General features: G+C 68.4%; 20 protein-coding genes. 9 read left to right on the top strand and 11 right to left on the bottom strand.

Annotated elements, in window-relative coordinates:
• Positions 1-3: 3 nt before the first annotated feature.
• The 4 genes from AC1VNH_RS12050 to AC1VNH_RS12035 form a co-directional block, all read right to left on the bottom strand.
• A complete protein-coding gene (locus tag AC1VNH_RS12050) occupies positions 4-879 on the bottom strand; it encodes a phosphoenolpyruvate hydrolase family protein (RefSeq protein WP_483111616.1) in 876 nt (291 codons plus the stop codon).
• Positions 880-890: 11 nt separating this feature from the next.
• Positions 891-1,715 (bottom strand): phosphoenolpyruvate hydrolase family protein, encoded by an 825-nt coding sequence (locus tag AC1VNH_RS12045; RefSeq protein WP_483111615.1) that lies wholly within the window; start codon positions 1,713-1,715, stop codon positions 891-893.
• 2 nt (positions 1,716-1,717) lie between these two features.
• Positions 1,718-2,908 carry a Tm-1-like ATP-binding domain-containing protein gene (locus AC1VNH_RS12040; RefSeq protein WP_483111614.1) on the bottom strand — a complete coding sequence of 397 codons (1,191 nt, stop codon included), beginning with the start codon at positions 2,906-2,908 and terminating at the stop codon, positions 1,718-1,720.
• A gap of 153 nt (positions 2,909-3,061) precedes the next feature.
• Positions 3,062-3,742, bottom strand: a complete 681-nt coding sequence (locus AC1VNH_RS12035) for a GntR family transcriptional regulator (protein ID WP_483111612.1) — start codon at positions 3,740-3,742, stop codon at positions 3,062-3,064.
• Between the two features lie 133 nt (positions 3,743-3,875).
• Here AC1VNH_RS12035 and AC1VNH_RS12030 point away from each other — a divergent pair, with 133 nt between their 5' ends.
• The 8 genes from AC1VNH_RS12030 (at position 3,876) to AC1VNH_RS11995 (ending at position 12,137) form a co-directional block, all read left to right on the top strand.
• Positions 3,876-4,589 (top strand): cupin domain-containing protein, encoded by a 714-nt coding sequence (locus tag AC1VNH_RS12030; RefSeq protein ID WP_483111611.1) that lies wholly within the window; start codon positions 3,876-3,878, stop codon positions 4,587-4,589.
• Positions 4,590-4,637: 48 nt separating this feature from the next.
• Entirely contained in the window at positions 4,638-6,218 is a 1,581-nt protein-coding gene (locus tag AC1VNH_RS12025; protein ID WP_483111610.1) for an ABC transporter substrate-binding protein, read from the top strand.
• A gap of 125 nt (positions 6,219-6,343) precedes the next feature.
• Entirely contained in the window at positions 6,344-7,246 is a 903-nt protein-coding gene (locus tag AC1VNH_RS12020; protein WP_483111609.1) for an ABC transporter permease, read from the top strand.
• Positions 7,247-7,368: 122 nt separating this feature from the next.
• Positions 7,369-8,190 carry an ABC transporter permease gene (locus AC1VNH_RS12015; protein WP_483111608.1) on the top strand — a complete coding sequence of 274 codons (822 nt, stop codon included), beginning with the start codon at positions 7,369-7,371 and terminating at the stop codon, positions 8,188-8,190.
• Positions 8,187-9,314: an ABC transporter ATP-binding protein gene (locus AC1VNH_RS12010; protein ID WP_483111607.1), complete on the top strand. Its 1,128-nt coding sequence runs from the start codon at positions 8,187-8,189 to the stop codon at positions 9,312-9,314. Before AC1VNH_RS12015 ends, AC1VNH_RS12010 begins: the two co-directional genes overlap by 4 nt.
• A complete protein-coding gene (locus AC1VNH_RS12005; protein ID WP_483111605.1) occupies positions 9,311-10,255 on the top strand; it encodes an ATP-binding cassette domain-containing protein in 945 nt (314 codons plus the stop codon). The genes AC1VNH_RS12010 and AC1VNH_RS12005 overlap by 4 nt, the downstream gene beginning before the upstream one ends.
• On the top strand, positions 10,252-11,358 hold the full coding sequence (locus AC1VNH_RS12000) for a Gfo/Idh/MocA family protein (RefSeq protein ID WP_483111603.1): 1,107 nt from the start codon (positions 10,252-10,254) through the stop codon (positions 11,356-11,358). The genes AC1VNH_RS12005 and AC1VNH_RS12000 overlap by 4 nt, the downstream gene beginning before the upstream one ends.
• Entirely contained in the window at positions 11,355-12,137 is a 783-nt protein-coding gene (locus tag AC1VNH_RS11995; protein ID WP_483111602.1) for a tyrosine-protein phosphatase, read from the top strand. The genes AC1VNH_RS12000 and AC1VNH_RS11995 overlap by 4 nt, the downstream gene beginning before the upstream one ends.
• A 9-nt stretch (positions 12,138-12,146) precedes the next feature.
• Here the strand turns inward: AC1VNH_RS11995 and AC1VNH_RS11990 are convergent, their stop codons facing one another.
• Together AC1VNH_RS11990 and AC1VNH_RS11985 are read right to left on the bottom strand one after the other, a co-directional pair.
• Positions 12,147-12,926, bottom strand: a complete 780-nt coding sequence (locus tag AC1VNH_RS11990; RefSeq protein ID WP_483111601.1) for an HpcH/HpaI aldolase family protein — start codon at positions 12,924-12,926, stop codon at positions 12,147-12,149.
• Entirely contained in the window at positions 12,926-13,969 is a 1,044-nt protein-coding gene (locus AC1VNH_RS11985; protein WP_483111600.1) for an NAD(P)-dependent oxidoreductase, read from the bottom strand. Before AC1VNH_RS11985 ends, AC1VNH_RS11990 begins: the two co-directional genes overlap by 1 nt.
• A gap of 232 nt (positions 13,970-14,201) precedes the next feature.
• On the opposite strand from AC1VNH_RS11985, the gene AC1VNH_RS11980 reads away from it, so the two are divergent.
• On the top strand, positions 14,202-14,855 hold the full coding sequence (locus AC1VNH_RS11980; protein WP_483111598.1) for a GntR family transcriptional regulator: 654 nt from the start codon (positions 14,202-14,204) through the stop codon (positions 14,853-14,855).
• Between the two features lie 77 nt (positions 14,856-14,932).
• Here AC1VNH_RS11980 and AC1VNH_RS11975 read toward each other — a convergent pair whose 3' ends face one another.
• The 5 genes from AC1VNH_RS11975 to AC1VNH_RS11955 form a co-directional block, all read right to left on the bottom strand.
• Positions 14,933-16,117 carry an ABC transporter substrate-binding protein gene (locus AC1VNH_RS11975; RefSeq protein WP_483111597.1) on the bottom strand — a complete coding sequence of 395 codons (1,185 nt, stop codon included), beginning with the start codon at positions 16,115-16,117 and terminating at the stop codon, positions 14,933-14,935.
• A gap of 67 nt (positions 16,118-16,184) precedes the next feature.
• Positions 16,185-17,237, bottom strand: coding sequence for a branched-chain amino acid ABC transporter permease (locus tag AC1VNH_RS11970; protein WP_483111596.1), 1,053 nt, complete (start codon positions 17,235-17,237; stop codon positions 16,185-16,187).
• Positions 17,237-18,118: a branched-chain amino acid ABC transporter permease gene (locus AC1VNH_RS11965; protein ID WP_137418708.1), complete on the bottom strand. Its 882-nt coding sequence runs from the start codon at positions 18,116-18,118 to the stop codon at positions 17,237-17,239. Before AC1VNH_RS11965 ends, AC1VNH_RS11970 begins: the two co-directional genes overlap by 1 nt.
• Before the next feature lie 2 nt (positions 18,119-18,120).
• On the bottom strand, positions 18,121-18,831 hold the full coding sequence (locus AC1VNH_RS11960) for an ABC transporter ATP-binding protein (protein ID WP_483111595.1): 711 nt from the start codon (positions 18,829-18,831) through the stop codon (positions 18,121-18,123).
• Positions 18,818-19,600 carry an ABC transporter ATP-binding protein gene (locus AC1VNH_RS11955; RefSeq protein WP_137418706.1) on the bottom strand — a complete coding sequence of 261 codons (783 nt, stop codon included), beginning with the start codon at positions 19,598-19,600 and terminating at the stop codon, positions 18,818-18,820. The genes AC1VNH_RS11960 and AC1VNH_RS11955 overlap by 14 nt, the downstream gene beginning before the upstream one ends.
• Positions 19,601-19,689 lie beyond the last annotated feature (89 nt).

Genomic DNA, 19,689 nt, shown 5'->3' with positions numbered 1-19,689 from the left:
CGATCAGGCGTGCTCGGCTGCGGTGCGCAGCACGGGACTCTTGAAGCTGGCGATCTCTGCGGTGACGTATTCCTCGACCGGGATCCGTTCGATGGCGGACTCCGCAAGAATCCCCTGGACGTCGGTGCTCCGGTAGAGCGCGTCCGTGTCGCTCGGACGCGCGATCGGACCGCCGTGGGCGATCACGAAGACATCCGGGTTGGCAGCACGAGCCGTCTCGATGACGTGCTGGATGTGCTCGATCGCGCGCTCGGCGGACAGGCTGCTCTCCGCATCCGGGGACGGACCGACCGTCCCGCCCTGTGTGAGCCCGCAGCGAGCGACGATGAGATCGGCGCCGGCGGCGGCGAGCTCGCCCGCGAAGGTCACGTCGTACGCCTGTCCGACGGAGAAGAGGTCGCGCGACCGGGCGAGGGCGATGAGCTCCAGCTCGCGGTCGGATCCCATGCCGACGTCGTTGCGCGCGCGCCCCCAGTTGCCGGTGTAGGCCAGAGCCGTCGGGAAGTTGGTGATGCCGTTGATCCCGCGCGACACGTAGTCGTCAACCACATGCGCGAGGCGCCGGCGCTGGCCGTCTGTCGCATCGATGCCCGCGATGACCGGTGTGCGGTCGACGACGTTGTCGATCTCCGGGTACATGTCCAGCGTCATATCGATCGGGTTGCCGATGTAGATGGATGTCGGAACCCCGAGATTGCGAGAGCGGCTGTTCGCGTGGACGAAGATCAGATCGGCACCGCCGATATCCGCGCACTTGGCGACGATGCCCACACCGGCGGCCACGCCGACAAGCGGCTGGCCCGCCGCGAGGGTCGCTCGCAGGCGTCCGACGATGTCGGCGCGGCTGAACACCCGTTCGGGAACGGATTCGATGTTCATGGTGGTTCCTTTCAGGCGGTGGCTCGAGGGGAACGGGACTTGAACTCCCGCAGGGTCTCGATCACCGCACGCTCGACCGGGATGCGCTCGGCGCTCGATGCGCCGAGGAATCCCTGGGCATCGGTCGTGTCATAGAGGTACTGGAGGTCCTCGGGGCTCGAAAGGGGCCCGCCGTGGGCGAGACAGATGATGTCCGGGTTCTCTTTGCGCGCCAGCTCAATGAGCGTCTGCACGTGACGGCAACTCTCTTCCAACGTCATCGCGGACTTGCCTGCGCCGGCGAGCCCACCCGTGGTCCAGCCTGCGTGGGGGACGATGACGTCGGCGCCGGCGGCGGCGAGACCCTGCGTCTGTGCCGCCGTGTACCCGTAGCAGATCGTGAAGAAGTCGCGCTCTCGCGCACGCGCGACCATTTCGAAGTCGAGGTGCAGCCCCAGCCCGACGTCGTTGCGATCGGGCTGGGCGAAGGAGGTGGGGAAGTTGATCAGGCCGTCGTACCCCGCAGCCTGGTAGTCGTCGACGAGACGGTCGACGTCCTGCCAGTACGTGGGATCCTGCGCCTCCGCGCCGCCGATGATCGGGTGGTCCTTCACGGCGTTCGCGATCTCGGAGTACATCCCGAGCGTCGTCGGGTTCGCATGGTTGAGCAGGTGATTGGTGGCGAGTCCCATCAGACGGGTGCGTCCCGTGTTGTAGACGATGATGAGGTCGGCGCCGCCCGCGGCCGCAGACTTGGCGATGAGTCCGGAGCTGCTTCCCGCCCCGACGATCGGCCTGCCGTCGGCGAGCTGAGCACGCAGTCGTTCGAGGATCTGCGACCTCGTGAATCGAGCCATGATCATTCCTTCCCGTCGATTCGCGGCGCCGCCTCGATCAGGCCCAGGAGCGTCTGGGCCGCCACTCGCGCGAACGCCTCGTCGTTGATGTGCAGCGAGCTGGTGACGACGGGCAGCGACTCTGGCGCAGCCTCTCGTACGGCCGCCTCGAACGCGCAATCCGCGTCCTCGTCTTCGAAGTCGCCGCCCGCGAGATCGAGGGAGGAGAACCCGCCCCTCGGCACGAGCACGGCCGCGGGCCCGAGGGAACGGCCCAGGCTCTCGCCAACGCGGCGCCCCACCGCAGCGTTCTCGGCAGCCGTGGAGCGCACGAGCGGCACCGTGGGGAGATGCCAGTGGACCGCTCGCCCGGCGAACGACTCGGGTACGGGCGGAAACACGTTGATGACATCCACTGCGCCGGGGACGACGACGCACGGCACGCCGCGGCGGGCGGCCGCCGTGAGACGGTCGGGGCCTGCGTCGCACAGACCACCGGCGATGTTCTGAACGAGCTCCGTCGTCGTCCAGTCCAGGACGCCCGCGACGTGACCTTCGTCGATCAGCCGCTCCATCGTGCGGCCGCCGGCGCCCGTTGCGTGGAAGACGACGACGTCGTAGCCGGCCTCTTCCAGGACGCGCCGTGCGATGTCGCCGCCGGCCGTGGTCACCCCGAACATCGTCATCGCGATCAGCGGCCGCGATGAGGTGACGGCGTCGCGGGTGCCGGTAGCCATCCCCACCATCGCGTCTGCGGCGTTTCGCAGCACCGGACGCAGCAGGTCGTTGAGTCCTGCGACGTCGACGACGCTGGGGAGATAGAGCACGTCGTGCTCGCCGGACGGCTTCACCACGGTCGTGACGATCAGTCTGGGGACGCCGAACGGAAGGGACTCCACGGCGCGCTGCGCCATCCATCCCCCGGTGCCGCCCCCGATGCCGATCACTCCTGCCAGCCTGCCCGCGGCTCGCATGTCCTCGAGCACGCGTCGTGCAGCGTCCGCCGTCGTGGCCATCGCGCCGGTCCGGTCCTCGCCGTCGGCGTCGATCGCGCCGCGCTCGGCGAGGTCGCGGCGAGTCACGTCGGCATCGGCCGGTGAGCTCCCGCGCAATGACATGTCCACCAGCCGCGCGTGCACGGAACGGGCACGGAGGCGTTCGATGACGTAACGGGCTTCGGCCCCTTTCGTGTCGAGCGTGGCGAGCACCGCCACCTCGGCACCTCTGGGGGGCATCGCGTCGGACATCGACGAACTCCATCGTTCACGGCTCGGGCGTCGCCCCGACCGGGCCGACGCCCTCACGTTAGGACGAGCCACACCTTATTGTCAACTAGATTGTTGACAACTTTGCGCATGTTTCGATGCTCAGGTCTGCCGGTCGCGGAAGCTCTCGAGGAGACCGACGACATGGCTCAGGTGCACCCTCATCGCAGCCTCCGCCGCCCCGCCGTCCCCGGCCGAGATGGCTGCCGCGATCTCGGCATGGTCGTCCTCGGACTCCACGAGCGGCGCCCCCTCGAATGCAGCAGGAAAGTGCCGTTGGAGATTGTGCACGCGGATGTTGGCGAGCTGACGCGCCGCGATCGAATGCCCGGAGGCGTCCACGACGGCGCGGTGGAAAGCGACGCTGGCGCGCCGATACGCGTGAACGTCGTTCCAGCCCGCCGCGCGGTGCATCTCATCGACCGTTCCGAGGATCGCCACCTTCTGCGCTCCGTCCGCGCGTATCGCCGCATCGCGCGCGCAGAGCGCCTCGAGCTCGCGGCGCACCTCGGCGAACTCGATCCCCTCGGTCACCGTCAGCGCACGTACACTCGCCCCGCGATGGGGAATGCGCTCGACGAATCCTTCGGCCGCGAGCGCGGTGAGAGCGCCGCGCGCCGCAGAGCGAGTCGTCCCGTAGCGGGCCACGAGGTCGCTCTCCACCAGTCGCTCACGCGGGTGGTAGCGCCCCAGGCGCAGGTCCTCCCTCAGTGCTTCGGCCAACCGGACGACCGCGTCCTTGGAGTCGATGTCCTGACGGTTGGGACGAACGTTGCGCGGCATGGCCGAATCATACTCGCCAGGCGCAGATATGCTCACACAATTGTCAACAATATGATTGACGTAGTCGTCGTTGTGAACCTATGCTCACCTCGTCCCCGACCTGTCGCGGGGCCCTGCATCAAGGAGGCTGCCGGTGCCGCTGTACGCCGATCGCAACGAACTGAAGAACCGACCCGCAACGCACGCCTGGGTCGACGTCGACGACGTCGAGTTCTTCACACTGGGAAACGCCGACCGCGTCGCCCAGGAGGAGGAACCCCCCGCAACCTCATGGCCGGATCCGGTGACCGAGCCCGAGGCTAGCCTCCACACGACTCACGACATCGCCGCCGCACGACGCGTGATCCCGACCACGCCGAAGGAACGTCTCGTCGTCGTCTCGGGCGAGGCCGTCGTCGAGACCGAGAACGCTCGGGTGACGTTGAAGAAGATGCAGTGGATCGACGTTCCCCCGAGCGGCGCCATCGTCCGCAATAACCTGAGCCCGGGCCCCGAGGGGCACCGCGGGCAGGTGGAGATCGCGCGGATCGCCGGCCACTGGAAAGAAGCCATCCGAACCGCGATCTTCACGTTCGGTCCCGGACGTCCCTGCGACTACCACTACCACGACGGCGATGAGTACTGGTTCGTCTTCCGCGGCCACTTCACGCTGCGCTACCGCGGGCAGGACTACGAGGTGCGCCCCGGCGCCGTCCTCGCTGCTGGCATGGGCGAAGAGCACGGGGTCCTCGATCCGACCGAGACGTTCGAGGGCATCGGCTTCGCGACACAGCTCGAGGGCGAAGGCCGTGACGGCCATCTCTGGCGCCCGGTCCACGGAGAACCTGGCGAGACCCGCTCGGCGTGATAAGACGCAGCGCAATGGCGTGCTGCCCAAGAAGGAGAAGAAACGTCAATGAAGATGTCTCGAGTAACGATCGCGGCGTGCGCAGCGATCGCGGTGGCCGCACTCGCGCTCACCTCTTGCAGCGGGGGCGGAGCGCCGGCCCCCACGACCTCGGCGCCGGTCGAGAAGCCCGCCGCCGGCGGTGACCTCACGATCCTCGTCGCCTCCAGCATGACGACCTGGGATCCCGGCGCCTCCACGGGCTCCTATCCGGGCGTGCAGTGGGACCGGCTCTACGCGGCTTACGGAGCGCTGCTGAGTGTCAACTCCGACGGCGCCATGGACTACGGGTTCGCGGACAGCATGGCCACCACCGACAACGGAAAGACCTGGACGCTGAAGCTGAAGCCGGGCCTGACATTCAGCAACGGCGAGGCCTACGACGCATCCGCCGTCAAGGCCAACTTCGACCACTTCGCCGACCCGGCCAACAAGCTCGGAGCACAGAGCGTCGCGAGTCTGTTCAGCACGACGGTCGTGGACGCCACGACGCTGACGCTGACGCCGAAGACCGCCGACCCCGGGCTGGACGTCGAGGTCGCGAACGCCATCCCGTTCATCGCCGCACCGAGCGCGCTGCCGGCCGCAGGCACGCCGATGACCAAGCCGATCGGGGCCGGGCCGTTCATCCTCCAGAAGTGGGACACCTCCGTCGGAGAGACCTTCACAAAGAACCCGAACTACTACGTCTCGGGTGAGCCCTATCTCGACAGCCTCACCTTCTCGATGGTGGCCGATCCCGCGCAACGCGTCTCGACCGTCGCGGCCGGGGACGCTCAGATCATGAACGGCTACCCGTTCCAGTGGATCTCGAACGCCGACGACAAGAGCACCGCAGTGTTCTCGGTAGCCTCGGGCGGAATCCGCCACTTCGTGTTCAACACGACCAGCGAGCTGTTCAGCGATGTGCGGGCGAGGCAGGCCGTCTCGCTCGCGATCGATCCGACCGAGCTCGTGCAGACACTGACCCAGGACCCGAGCGCGGAAGGCAGCAGCGCGCTGTTCCCCACGAACTCGCCCTACCACGACTCTTCGCTCAGCCTCCCCACCACGGACACGGCGAAGGCGCAGAAACTCGTCGACGAGGTGACGTCCGGAGGCAAGAACTTCACGATCAACCTGCTCATCGCAGCGATCCCCGAGCTCGTCCGCTCCGCCGAGCTCATGCAGCTCACGCTGCAGAAGCTGAACGGCGTGAAGGTGAACATCACGCAGGTGCCGATCGCGGACTGGCGCTCTCAGGCCTATGACAAGGACGCTTTCGACATGACGTTCTACCCCGGCGTCTTCGACCTGAACAGTCCTCAGGTGGGCATGGCGAGCCTGTTCGGCGCAGGGGGCCTCGACAACTTCGCCAACTTCACCGATCCCGCCATGATGTCGGCCCTGGCGGAAGCACAGGCGGCCAAGACCGACGACGCGCGGAAAGAAGCGCTGCAGAAGGTGCAGAAGATCTACGTCGAGGACGTCCCGATCGTCGTCTTCGGTATCGACTACCGCTCCTTCTTCCACACGGCCGACGTCGTCGGATTCCAGTCCATGGGCCGCGGTGCCCTGTACACCGACCGGCTCGGGTACGCGAAGAAGTAGATCCGTCGGAGGGCGCCCAGGAGACGAACCCGGGCGCCCTCCCTCGCCGAGACGAACGAATCGAGCCAACCCTGATGAGAGCGACGCTGCGGGCCGTGGGGTCCCGCCTTCTCTACGGAGTACCCGTGCTGATCGTGGTCACGATCGGAGCATCGGCGCTCACGGACCTCATGCCGGGATCGCCGGGACAGGCGATCCTCGGGGACTCCGCGACACAGGACCAGGTCGACGCCATCAACCAGCAGCTCGGCTTCGACCGCCCGTTCTGGATCCGCTACCTCGAATGGGCAGGAAACGCTCTGCACGGCGACTTCGGGTCCACGCTGTTCACCCACGAGCCCGTCACCGACGTGCTGCTCAGGCGCCTGGCCGTCACCGGTGAGATCGCGATCCTCGCGCTCGTGCTGGCGTTGGCCGTCGCCCTGCCGCTGGCGATGATCGCCGCGCTGCGTGCGGGACGGCTTCTGGACCGCGCGCTGAACCTGGTGTCGTCGGCGCTGCTCAGCATCCCCTCTTTCGTCGCCGTTGTGATGCTCTCGCTCGTGTTCGTCGTCTGGCTGCGGGCGTTCCCGGCGACCGGCTGGTCGCCCCCGACGGAGGGACTGGCGGAGAACCTCCGCTACGCATTTCTTCCAGCGCTGTCCCTCGCGCTCTACGAGGGCGCGTTCTTCTACCGGGTCATCCGCTCGGACCTGACGGGGACCTTGCGCGAGGACTACATCCTCGTCGCCCGCGCGAAGGGACTCCCCCGCGGCCGCATCGTTGCACGGCACGCCCTGCGCCCGTCACTGAGCTCACTCGTGACGGTGATGGGACTGTCGCTTGGAAGACTGCTCGGAGGAGCGGTCATCACCGAGTTCTTCTTCGCCGTCCCCGGCATCGGCGCCGAAGCCGTCAACGCCGTCTCGATCAAGGACCTGCCCATGATCCAGGGAATCGTGACCTTCTGCGTCGTCGCGTACGTCCTGATCTTCATCGTGGTGGACCTGGCCTACGCCTGGATCGACCCGAGAGTGAGTGTTCGATGAACCACCAGACCACCACGGACCCAGGCCCGAAGACCCAAGGGTTCAACGCGGTTCTCAGACCGCGCAGGTTCGGCACCTCCCTGCCCCTGATCCCCCGCATCCGCGTGCATCGGGCACGACACGTGAGTCCCGTCGCGCTGTGGCTCGCCGTCGGCTGGCTCACCCTGCTCGTCCTCTGCGCCCTGTTCGCGGACCTCATACCCGGACTTCCCGCCTTCGACGAGAAGATCGGCAAGCTCGCCCAGGCGCCTTCGCTCGATCTGGGGCTGGGCGGCATCCTCGGGACGGACGGGATCGGTCGCAGCAACCTGTCGCGCATCATCTACGGCGCACGCGTGTCGCTGACGATCGCGATCCTGTCGACTCTCATCGGCCTGGTGATCGGACTGGTGGTCGGAACCCTGGGCGGCTACTACCGGCGATTCGCCGAGACGTTCGCGAACGTCATCGCCAACATCCTCTCGGCGCTTCCGCCGCTGCTCCTGCTCCTCGCGCTGGTCTCCGCGATCGGCGCCTCCCTGCCCGGCATCACCATCGCGCTCGGAGTGGTGATCGCGGACCTGTTCATCCGCGTCACGAAAGGGGCGGTGATCGCGAACGCGAACCGCGAGTACGTCCTCGCAGCCCGCGCCCTCGGGGCGGGGGACCTGCGGATCATGGTGCGAGAGATCCTGCCCAACCTCGTTCCGGTCCTCGGATCGATCATCCCGATGGCGATGGCGATCATGATCGTGGTCGAAGGCTCGCTCAGCTTCCTCGGCTACGGCATCGCCGCCCCCACCCCGAGCTGGGGCGGCATGATCGCAGCGGGAGCCGACATCATGCGCCAGTTCCCCTGGGTGATCGCCGGGCCCGTCGTCACGCTGTTCTTCACGGTGCTCTCCTTCAACACCGTCGGCGACTACCTGTCCAGCCGCACTGACGTCAGAGAGGCAAAGCTATGACCGCGCCGACGACAACTCCGACCGGCGACGCAGCCGTGGTCGACGTCGAGAACCTGACGCTCGATCTCGAGACGCCCCAGGGCACCGCGCACATCCTGAGGGGCGTGTCGCTGCGGGTGGAACGAGGGCAGACGCTCGGCATCGTCGGAGAGTCCGGCTCGGGGAAGTCGATGGCCCTGCGCGCGGTGCTCGGGCTCACGCCCAGCGGGGCCGAGGTCGGGGGGCGGATCACCTTCGACGGCCACGACCTCACCTCAATGGACGCGGAGGCGCGCCGGAAAATGCTCGGCCGCCGCGTCGGCGTCGTCTTCCAGAATCCGATGACCTCGCTCAACCCCGTGCGCACCATCGAGTCGCAGATGACCGAGGCAGTGCGATTCCACCAGAAGATGCCGAAAGCGACAGCGCGTCAGCTCGCGATCCAGCTTCTCGACCAAGTCGGCATCCCCCGCGCCGCGGAACGTCTGCGAGACCACCCCCACCAGTTCTCCGGCGGCATGCGTCAGCGGGTCATGATCGCCATGGCGCTCACCTGCGCCCCCGAGTTGCTCATCGCGGACGAGGCAACGACGGCGCTCGACGTCACCATCCAGAAGGGAATCCTGGATCTCCTTCAGCGGCTCCAGGAGGAACGCGGAATGGCGATGATCCTCGTCTCGCACGACCTCAGCGTCGTCGCCGGCCGAACGGACGACGTCGTCGTGATGTACGGGGGCCGAGTGGTCGACCGCCGGTCGACCGGCGAGCTGTTCCGCGCCCCCATGCATCCGTACACGCGCGCGCTGAGTCTTGCGATCCCTCGCCTGGACATGCCCGCACATACCCGGCTGCCCGCACTGGGAGGGAGCGCGCCGAGCGTCTTCGACCCAGTGCTGTCGCCCGCGGATGCCGACGTGCGCGACATGAGGCGCTGGATGACGGCATCGGAGGGCATCGACGACGCCATCGCTCCCCCGGGAGAGGTCGTGCCCGCTCCGATGCCGGAGCCCGGAGCCGAGATCTCCGCCGTGGGCGTGCTCAGCGCACGACAGCAGGCGGGTGTCGGCGAGGGCGGCGACCCGCACGTGTCGGAAGGCACCGTCTTCGAGCCGCTCGCGACGGCCGACGGAGAGGAAGAACGATGACCATCGCCACCACGACGACGCCCCGACCCGCGTGGTTCCGCGACGGTGCCCTGCTCACCGTCGAAGACCTGCACTGCTCCTTCAAGACCGCGACGGGGCGGGTGCACGCGGTGCGGGGAGTCAGCTTCGACGTGCTTCCGGGCGAGACTCTCGGCCTCGTGGGCGAGTCCGGATGCGGCAAGACGACGACGGGACGAGCGATTCTCCAGCTTCCTCCCGGACAGCGCGGGATCGTCCGATTTCATGGCGAGGACATGGCCCGGTTGTCCCGTCCGGCCATCCGCGCGATGCGACGCAACGTGCAGATGATCTTCCAGGATCCACTGTCGGCGTTCAATCCTCGCCGCAAGGTGACCGACATCGTCGGGGAGGGCCTCGATATCCAGTCCGTCCCGCGCGCGGAGCGTCGGCGACGCGTGGAAGCGGCCCTCCGGCAGGTGGGCATGACGATGGACGTCGTGAAGGGCCGCCGCCCCCACGAGTTCTCCGGCGGACAGTGCCAGCGGATCTCGATCGCGCGGGCGTTGGCGCTCGGCCCCGAGCTGATCGTGTGCGACGAGCCGGTGGCATCCCTCGACGTGTCGGTGCAGGCACGGGTCCTCAACGTGCTGCAGGACATCCGCGAGCGGGGCGACGTGTCCCTCGTCTTCGTGTCGCATGACCTCGCCGTCGTCAAGGTCATGAGCGATCGCATCGCCGTCATGTATCGAGGGCGGATCGTGGAGATTGGGGACGCCGACGCGATCTACCAGATGCCCGCGCATCCCTACACGCGTCGTCTGCTGGCCGCCGTTCCGGTGATCGACGAGTCCGAGCGCAACGGGGTCGAGGAGGAGACCGACGACGAATCGTGGCGCACCGTGGATCGTGAGCTGATCGAGGTGGGACGCGGCCACTTCGCCGCGCTCGGCGACATCGTCACCCCCGCGGAGGCGAAGTGAGCATCCGCGCCGTCGTCATCGCAGCCGGGGCCCACATCTTCCGGGCCGCGCACCTGCCCGCCCTCACCGCCGCCGGAGTCGAGGTGGTCGGCGTATACGACACGGACGCCGTGCGCGTACGCGAGCTCGCGTCCGCGCACGGCTGGCCGGTAGCGCCCGACGTGGATGCGCTCCTCGCGGTCGACGCGGATGCCGCGATCATCTGCGCCCCCCATCCACTCCACGCGGAGCTGATCGCCCGGTGTATCCGAGCAGGACGTTCCGTCCTGGTCGAGAAGCCGGTCGCCGCCCGACTGAGCGAGATCGACGCGCTGATCGCGCAGGCGCGCGGCGCGGGACTCACCGTCGCCGTCGTACAACAGCATCGGCTCCGCGACGACGTCGGAGAAGCGTTGCGCGCGATCCGGGCAGGTGAGCTGGGCCGCATCCACCGCGCAGTCCTGACGGCGTCCTATCCCAAGCGGTCTCGGTACTACACCGACAGCCCATGGCGCGGTACCTGGCGCGGCGAAGGCGGCGGGGTGGCGCTGAATCAGGGGCTCCACGACCTCGATCTCCTGGTTCACTTTCTCGGCAGACCGAGGCGTGTCCTCGCCTCGATGCGCACGCTCGTGCACCCGATCGAGGCCGAGGACACGGCCGACCTTCTCATCGAGTGGGCGGAGGGGTCCAGCGCTGCGGTGCACATCACCAGCGCGGTCGCGCTGGAGGGCAACAGCCTCGAGATCTACGGCTCCGCGGCCGCGCTGCGTCTGACCGCAGCCGGCCTCGAGCGACGCGACGCGGACGAGGACTTCGACACATTCGCCCGCGCAGCAGGGGGCCACTTCGATCCGTTCCCTGCGGGTCGCTGGCAGACGGTTGTCGGCGCGGGCGGTGGGAGCCACCGCGCGGTGTACGACGACTTCGCCTCGGCGTGGGCGAGCGATGTCGCCCCCGCGGTGTCGCTCGAAGATGCCCGCCCGACGGTGGAGCTGCTTGCCGCAGCAGCACTGTCCGACCAACGACGCGGTTGGGTCGACCTCCCCGTCGACCCAGCGGAGTTCGATTTCCTCCTCGACACGCGCATCGCGCGTTCCGACGCGCAGAAGGTGGCGCCATGACCACGATGCCCCCACCCACAAGCCCTCTCAACAATCTCCGCGACCTAGGCGGGATCCCGGTGGACGGAGGCGTCATTCGTGCGGGTCGGCTCTTCCGGAGCGATGACGTCTCCACGGTTCCGGAGGAACAGGCGCATGAGCTGTGGGCCTCGGGTGTCCGCACGATCGTCGACCTCCGCTCGGACGACGAGGCCGAGCACACCGGACGAGGGCCGCTGGGCAGATACGACATCGCCTACCATCGCCTCTCGCTGCTGCGGGGCGGCGCAGAACCGGACGAGTTCCTCCGGCACCTCCGAGAGGACTCGGCGACTCCCGAGGTCGTCGGCGGCTACTATGCGGCCACACTGGTCGCAGAAGCCGGGACCATCGCCACCGGCATCCGCCTTCTGGCCGAGACCACGGGCGGCGCACTCTTCCACTGCGCGGCCGGCAAGGACCGGACCGGCGTCTTCGCCGGCGCGGTGCTGTCGGTGCTCGGCGCCGACGACGAGCACATCGCGGACGACTACGCGGCATCGGCAGCGGTCGTACCACGAATCATGGCAAGAGTGAGCGCGTCCATCGGTCACCTGATGGGCGAGTCCGACGCCTACTTCCGCGCGATCGCGGAGGGATCGACCCGCATCAGCCCGCTGCTCGGTGCCGACCGTGAAGCGATGACGGCCATGCTGTCCCGGCTCCGCGCCGAGCACGGCGGCGTCGTCGCGGTTCTCCGCCGGGGTGGATTGGACCAGGACACGGTCGATCTCCTGCGCGCCCGCGTCGTCGAGACCTGACGGTCCGTCTCATTCCAGCGCGGCACGCACGCCGGCGAGTCCGCCGACGATTCCCTCGCGGTAGAGAGCGATGTCGCTGCCGAACGCGAGCATGCGGAAGCCGTCGTCGACCAGCTGCCGGGCGTGCCCGGCGCCGGAGGTGAGGAATCCGACGACCTTGCCATTCGCCTCGCCCGCCGCGACGATGCGGCGCAAGGCCGCCTGGAAGCGAGGGTCGTCGAACTGGGCCGGGATTCCCATGCTGATCGACAGATCCCAATGACCGACCCACAGGATGTCGACCCCGCGCACGGCTGCGATCTCCTCGACGTTCTCAAGTCCCTCCGCCGTCTCGATCTGGACCATCACGATCGTCTCGTCGTTGGACTTCTTGATCGCCGCGTGAGGGTCGACCACGGAGAAGTCGTGGGCGGCGAGCCCGAACATGGCCCCTCGCACCCCGAGCGGCGGGTACCGTGCCCACGAAGCGATCTGCGCGGCCTGTTCTGCCGTGCTCACCATCGGGATCATGAGCCCGGTCGCGCCGATGTCGAGAGCGAGCGCGATGTTCTCGCGCGATGCCGCGGGAATGCGGACGAAGGGCGTGGACCCCGCGTCGCGGACGGCCGCGAGCACGGGGGTCATGGTCTCCCAGCCGAATCCGGTGTGCTCACCGTCGATCAGGACGAAGTCGGCGCCGGCGCCGGCGGCGATACGCGCCACGGCGACGCCGGGGAACGCGATGACGAACGTCCCGACGATGACCTCTTTCGCCTGCAGACGTGCCCGGAGGCTCTTGCGCCGCGCCATCAGCGCGCCGCCGGGGCCTCGGGAACCCCTGCCCACCGCACGTGGTCGAACGCCGCGGGGTTGATCACCAGATGGGAGGGACGGTAGCCCCGCTTGACCTCGAGCAGCGAGCGGATGCATCCGGATCCGTTGCCGTAGGCGAGCAGATCGGTCCAGCCGGTCGCATGTGGGGATAGGAGCACATTGTCGCACTCCAGGATCGGGTCGTCGTCGTCGACCGGCTCCTTCTCGAGCACGTCCAGCCCCGCACCGCGGATCGCGCCCGCCTGCAGCGCGCGCGCGAGCGCGGCTTGGTCGACGAGCGGACCTCGGGCGACGTTGACCAGCACGGCTCCCGGCTTCATCATGCCGATTCGTTCCGCGTTCACGAGATGACGGGTTTCCGGTGTGAGCGCAGCGGTGACGACGATCGCGTCCGACTCGGCCATGACCCGCTCGAGAGGGACCAGCTCGGCACCCAGCTCGGCCGCTCGTTCGGCCGGAAGGTACGGGTCGTAGGCGAGGAGCCGCATCTCCAGCGGGCCGAGGAGGCGCTGCACTTCGCGTCCGATGTTGCCGAACCCGATGATGCCGAGCGTCTTCCCGGGAAGCCCCAGGCCGTTGTACTGGTAACGCTCCTCCCAGTTGCGGCGCTCGCGAACGATGCGGTCCTTCTGACGGACGTTGTGTGCGACGGCGAACAGCAGCGTCACAGCGGCAAGAGCCATCGGCTGGCGTGTCCCGTCGGGAGTCGTCGTGACCGGGACGCCTGCGGCCGTGCAAGCGTCGATGTCGATCGTGTCGTAGCCGACCCCGAACCGGGCCAGCACCTTGAGCCGGTCGGCTCCCACGAGCGAGCCCGCATCGACGGCGTTGCCGAGAACCATCACGCCGTCGAATCCAGCCAGCGCTCCCGGCGAGAGCGGAGTCTCGTTCACCGGCAGAAACTCCCACTCGATCCCGGGTTCCGCCTCCAGCTCGGCCATCCCCACATCGCCCCAGCCGATCGAACCGTCATCGTCGCGGAAGTCGCGGGTGAGCGCCACGCGGAAAGTGTCTGTCATCGTCGCCTCGTCTCTGAGTATGATCTCGATGCTACGAGTCACGCCCGCATACTCCGCACCCACGTCCCGCGCCCCGGGACGCTCCTCCTTCGCCCTGCGGCGCCTTCCAGAATGGTGCCGGGCACGGACAGGTCGGGGCGCAGGCACCGCGAGCCGGCCTTCGAATCGGCGCGAGAATCGGCGACAATGTCTCGAATGGCCGGGACCGACACCGCGCCGGAGAGGACCCGCGATGACCGCTCTGCCCGCCGCTGAGACCGGCGCCGCGTCCGCAGACCTGACCCTGCGCATCCGCGACGCGCTGCTGGCGGGTGAGTTCGCCCCACATCAGCGGCTGATCGAGGCCGACCTCTCGGAGCGGTTCGGCGCCACCCGCGCGGCCGTGCGCACGGCACTGCTGAACCTCGCGAACGAGGGACTCGTCGAACGCCTTCCGAACCGCGGCGCCCGGGTACGGGCGATCACGGTCGAGGAGGCGGTGGAGATCGTCGAGGTGCGGATCGGCCTAGAGTCGCTGTGCGCGCGGAAGGCGGCCGAGAACGCCACCACCGACGACGTCGCGGAGCTGCGCGCGCTGCGCGCGGCGATCGAGGACACGATCACCCGTGGCGACCTGTTCGAGTACTCACGGCTCAACCAGGATCTCGATCGGCGCATCCGCGATCTGAGCGGCCATGCCACCGCCACGCAGCTGCTCGAGCGGCTGCGCGCGCAGTCCGCACGGCATCAGTTCCGCCTCGCCTTCCAGCCGGGCCGCGCGACGCAGTCGGGGCCCGAGCACATCGCGATCATCGACGCCGTGATCGCGAGGGACCCGGATGCCGCGGAGGCCGCGACCCGTGCACATCTCGAGGGCATCGTCGCGGTGCTCCGCACACTCGAGTAGCACGCGGCCTCTCTCCCCCGCTCACGAACAGGGCCCGGGCAGACACGCCGCCCGGGCCCCGCAGGCCACGATGCGGGTCAGCCGAAGGACTCGACCGTGGTGTACCCCTGTCCGTTGTACTTCTGCACGACCACCGACGACACGGCCGGCTGACCGTCCACGGTGGTGTCGACGGCGGTGCCGTCGAGCATCAACGGCGCCTGGAAGTCGCTGATCGAGCGCAGCGCCTCCATGAAGTTCTCGCGCGTCGGCTCGGTCATCTTCTCGAAGGCCTGCTCGAGGGTCGCCCCCACCATGAAGCTCCACATGCAGTGCGGGAAGGCGGGCATGTCCTGGTAGTCCGCGTACTGCTTCAGGTCGGTCAGGAACGTCTGCACGTCCTCGTCGTCGGCGAACGCGGGGCTCGCGGGCGCCTTCGAGAACGACACCGAGTACACGCCAGGGAACGCACCGGCGTTGCCGGGCTGCAGGATGGCGGTCGGGCTCGACGTGTTCGACGGCAGGAACCAGCTGGGGCTCCATCCGAGCTGCTGCGCCTTCTGCAGCGACGAGATCACGAGCGGGGTGATCGACATCGCGTTGAAGAACACGTCGGCACCCGAGCTCGCGAGCTCCGTCAGCTGCGCATCGACGGCCGTGTCGGTCGCCTCGTAAGTGAGCTCCTTCACGATCTCGATGTTGCTCGCGCCCTCGACCGCGTTCTTGAAGCCCTCGAGGTAGCCCTCGCCGTAGTCGTCGTTCTGGTAGAGCACGGCGACCTTGTGGTTCTCGCCGGATGCGGCCAGGAGCTTACCGAAGGCCTCTCCCTCGTTCTGGTAGATCGGCACGAAGCCGAGCTGCCAGGGGCTCTCGTTCGTCTCGCTGAAGATCGGGTCACCCGTCATGACGAGCACCTGCGGCACCTCGTCGGCGATGGCCGCCTCGCGGTAGGCGCGGTTGGTCGGCGTGCCGAGTCCCGCCGTCATCGCGAAGACACTGTCTTTCAGCTGGTCGTAGTTGGCCTTGGCCTTCTGCGGGTCGTACGCGTCGTCGAGCGCCTTGATGTCGACCTTGCGGGTCTTGCCGTCGCCGAACTTCACGCCGCCCTCGGCGTTCTTCGCCCCGAAGTACGCCGTGACGCCGGCGACCGTGCAGGTTCCGGGGCCCGCCGTCCCGCCGCTGAGCGGCGTCGTGATGCCCAGGCTGATCGACGTGTCGGTGATGCCAGGGCTCGCGGCCGCGGCGCCGCCGGAAGCGTCCGAGCCTCCCCGCCGCGCGAACATCCGACGACGGTCAGTGCGAGAGCGGACGTCAGGGCGACGATGCCCAGCACGCTCCTCTTCCTCAGATTCATGGGTGATTCTGCCTCTCTGTGGTGGTTCCCTCGGTGCTCGGCGACGCGGGAAGGTCGCCGGACGATGGGTGGCTCGGTCCACTGTCGGGGCGCCGCCGCATCCGTCTCAGTCGGGCGGGGAGGGATGCGAGTCCTCCCGGCAGGACGAAGAGCACGAGAAGCAGCAGCGCACCCTGGAGCACGGCCGTGAGGTTCGGGTCGACGAGGTTCGTCAGCTGCGGTGCGAGCACGTAGTACGCACCGCCCAGCAGCGATCCGATGATGCTGCCGGCACCGCCGATGACCATCGCCGCGAGCAGCTGGATGGAGTGCCCGAAGCTCATGGTCTCGGGCGAGGTGTACTGCACGACGACCATGTAGAGGAAGCCGCTGACGCCGCCGATGAGGGACGCGACGGTGAAGGCGAGCACCTTGTACCGATACGGCGAGACGCCCATCGCCGCGGCGACCGCCTCGTTGTCCTTCACGATCGCGAAGGCGCGGCCGTACTTGCCCCGGACGAGGTTGCGGGTGAGCAGGAACGCGATCCCGCCGATGATGATCACGAGGTACAGCTGCCACTGGTCGTCGTACAGACCGGTCCACTCCGGCGCATCCGTGAAGCGCGCCGACACGCCCTGCGAGCCGCCGGTCAGATCCGACAGCCGCTTGGCCAGCGGGACGCCGACGATCGGCAGCGCGATCGTCACCATCGCGATGGCGAGGCCGCCCAGCCGCGCCGCTGCGAGCGCGATGACCAGCCCCACGACACCGGGGATGAGGATGCTGAGCACGAAGACGAGGGCGATGTTCCAGTCGTTCTGCACGCCGTACGCGGTGACATAGGCGCCCAGCCCGACGAAGAAGATCTGCCCGAGCGAGACCTGCCCGGTGTAGCCCATGACGACGTTCAGACCCAGGACGGCGACGGCGAAGACGCCGATGCGGGCGATCGTCTGGTTCGCGAACTCGGGCAGCATGAGCGGAAGGAGCAGGAGCAACGCGATCACCGCGAGCACGGCGACGACGCGTGCCCACCGACGCGAGAAGAGGGACGCGGAGGAAGCCATCAGACACGCACCACCGTTCTGCGGCCGAACAGGCCCTGTGGTCGCACGAGCAGCACGACGAAGATGAGCACGAACGGCACCGCGACCTTCAGGTCGTAGCCGATGAAGGGCACGTACACGGCGGCGAGGTTCTCCAGGACGCCGATGATCCATGCCGCCGCGACCACGCCGACGGGGCTGGAGAGTCCGCCGAGGATGACGGCGGCGAGCGCGTAGACGAGGGCGTTGTCCATCATCCCGGGGGTGAGGGTGAGCTGCGGGGCGACGAGCGCGCCGGCCACCGCGCCAAGACCCGCCGCCAGCCCCCATCCGACCATCAGCAGACGGCTCACCGGCAGGCCGGAGAAGGCCGCGGACTGCGGGTTCACGGCCACGGCCCGCAGCGCCAGCCCCAGCTTCGTGCCCGCGAACAGCGCCTGCAGCAGGATCATGATGGCGAGGATGACCACCGTTGTCCCGATGGATCGCACACTCACCGACGCCCCCAGCACCGAGATCGTGTCGAGGGGGAAGAGCGAGGGGAACTGCTGGTTGTTGTAGGTGAAGAGCCAGCCGCAGACGCCGGTGATGAGCGTCAGCAGGCCGATCGTCACCACGACGGCGGTGTCGGGATCGCCGCCCTCGAAGCGACGCATCAGGTACCGCTCGACGACGGCGCCGAACAGGAACGAGACACCCACGGAGAGCAGGATCGCGAGGATCAGCGGGACCCCCATTCCGGTGAACCACCAGGCGAGGTAGGCGGAGAGCACCGCCATCCCGCCCTGGGCGAAGTTGATCAGACCGGTCGCCTGGTTGACGAGCACGATCGCCAGCGCGAGCGCGGCATAGACCGATCCGACGGACAGCCCGTCGATGACGAGTTGGATGAAGGTTCCCACTCTCAACCTCCCAGGTAGGCGCGGCGGATCTCGTCCATGCCCTTGAGCTCGGCCGACGTACCGGTGAGCACGTTCCGGCCGGTCTCGAGCACGGTCGCGGTGTCGACGAGTCGGAAGGCGAGCGTCGCGTTCTGCTCGACCACGAGCATCGCGATGCCGGACTCTCGACGGAGCCTCGCGATGGCGTCGTAGACCGTGCGCGCGGTGCTCGGGGCGAGGCCCAGAGACGCCTCGTCGAGCAGGAGCAGCCGCGGCCTCGCCATGAAGGCGCGCGCCACGGCGAGCATCTGCTGCTCCCCACCCGACAAGGCCGACGCGTGCGAGCGGTAGCGCTCCTTGAGGTTCGGGAACAGCTCGAGGCAGTAGTCGATGTCGTTCTGGATCGCCTTGTGGTCGCGCCGCTGGTAGGCGCCCACCCGCAGGTTCTCGCGCACCGTCAGCGCCCCGAGCGTGCCACGCCCCTCGGGCACGTGCGCGATGCCGATGGACGCGACCTTCTCGGGCCGCATCCCGCGGATGTCGCGGCCGTCGAAGCGGATGGTGCCGGTCGTGCGCACCATGCCGCTGATCGCGCGGAGCGTGGTCGTCTTACCCGCGCCGTTCGCCCCGAGGATGCCGACGGCACCCTCCTCGGGCACGCTCAGCGACACTCCGTCGAGCACCTGGACGGGACCGTACGACGCGGTCACGTCGATGAGTTCAAGCAGCGTCATCGGCGGCCTCCTTGCCGATGTAGGCCTCGATCACCCGGGGATCGCTCTGCGCCTCGGCGGCCGAGCCCTCCATGAGCTTGCGGCCGTGATCGAGCACGACCACACGGTCGGTCAGTGCCGCGATGAGTCCCATGTGGTGCTCGACGATCACGACGGTGATGTCGTCTTCGTCGCGGATGGCGCGGACGGTCGCGATGAGCTGCTCGACCTCGGAATGCGGCAGGCCCGCCGCCGGCTCGTCCAGCAGGAGCAGCTTCGGGTGCGACATGAGTGCCCGGCACAGCTCGATCGCCTTGTGGAGTCCGTGCGAGAGCTCATCCGCGTGGCGGTTGGCCGCCCAGCCGAGGCCGGAGCGCTCCAGCAGCCGCAGCGCCTCAGTGCGCATCTCCCGCTCCGAGCGCCACGTGCGCGGCGTGCGGATCGCCCACTCGCCGGGCCCTCCCGGAAGGCGCGTGTGCGCGCCCAGCATCACGTTCTCGAGCACGGATGCGTGCAGCTGCAGTGCCGGATGCTGGAAGGTGCGGGCGAGCCCGCGCCGCGCGAGGTGCGCCGGGGTCTGCCCGGATGCCTCGTCGCCGTCGATCGTGATGGATCCCGAACTCGGCCGGTAGTGCCCGCTGATGCAGTTGAACAGCGAGGTCTTCCCGGCACCGTTGGGCCCGACGAGGCCGAAGATCTGCCCGGGTTCCACGTCGAAGCCGACGTCGTGCAGCACCGTGATCCCGCCGAACCGCAGGTTCACGTCCTTGAGGGTGAGTCGAGCCGCCATGGCCGCCTTTCCGTGTCGTCGCGTCATTGCGAGACCGGGGGTTCGCCCCGTTCCTGGGACGGTACGGAGTCACCCCAAGATTGTCAACG

Source organism: Microbacterium sp. KU4F (genome assembly GCF_056868075.1).
This window is presented reverse-complemented; position numbering and strand designations above follow the sequence as displayed.

Bases quoted from the DNA above. Each gene is read 5' to 3' on its own strand.
- AC1VNH_RS12050 (WP_483111616.1), bottom strand. From the start codon at position 879: ATGAACATCGAATCCGTTCCCGAACGGGTGTTCAGCCGCGCCGACATC.
- AC1VNH_RS12045 (WP_483111615.1), bottom strand. From the start codon at position 1,715: ATGGCTCGATTCACGAGGTCGCAGATCCTCGAACGACTGCGTGCTCAG.
- AC1VNH_RS12035 (WP_483111612.1), bottom strand. From the start codon at position 3,742: ATGCCGCGCAACGTTCGTCCCAACCGTCAGGACATCGACTCCAAGGAC.
- AC1VNH_RS12025 (WP_483111610.1), top strand. From the start codon at position 4,638: ATGAAGATGTCTCGAGTAACGATCGCGGCGTGCGCAGCGATCGCGGTG.
- AC1VNH_RS12010 (WP_483111607.1), top strand. From the start codon at position 8,187: ATGACCGCGCCGACGACAACTCCGACCGGCGACGCAGCCGTGGTCGAC.
- AC1VNH_RS12005 (WP_483111605.1), top strand. From the start codon at position 9,311: ATGACCATCGCCACCACGACGACGCCCCGACCCGCGTGGTTCCGCGAC.
- AC1VNH_RS11995 (WP_483111602.1), top strand. From the start codon at position 11,355: ATGACCACGATGCCCCCACCCACAAGCCCTCTCAACAATCTCCGCGAC.
- AC1VNH_RS11990 (WP_483111601.1), bottom strand. From the start codon at position 12,926: ATGGCGCGGCGCAAGAGCCTCCGGGCACGTCTGCAGGCGAAAGAGGTC.
- AC1VNH_RS11985 (WP_483111600.1), bottom strand. From the start codon at position 13,969: ATGACAGACACTTTCCGCGTGGCGCTCACCCGCGACTTCCGCGACGAT.
- AC1VNH_RS11980 (WP_483111598.1), top strand. From the start codon at position 14,202: ATGACCGCTCTGCCCGCCGCTGAGACCGGCGCCGCGTCCGCAGACCTG.
- AC1VNH_RS11975 (WP_483111597.1), bottom strand. From the start codon at position 16,117: ATGTTCGCGCGGCGGGGAGGCTCGGACGCTTCCGGCGGCGCCGCGGCC.
- AC1VNH_RS11970 (WP_483111596.1), bottom strand. From the start codon at position 17,237: ATGGCTTCCTCCGCGTCCCTCTTCTCGCGTCGGTGGGCACGCGTCGTC.
- AC1VNH_RS11960 (WP_483111595.1), bottom strand. From the start codon at position 18,831: ATGACGCTGCTTGAACTCATCGACGTGACCGCGTCGTACGGTCCCGTC.
- AC1VNH_RS11955 (WP_137418706.1), bottom strand. From the start codon at position 19,600: ATGGCGGCTCGACTCACCCTCAAGGACGTGAACCTGCGGTTCGGCGGG.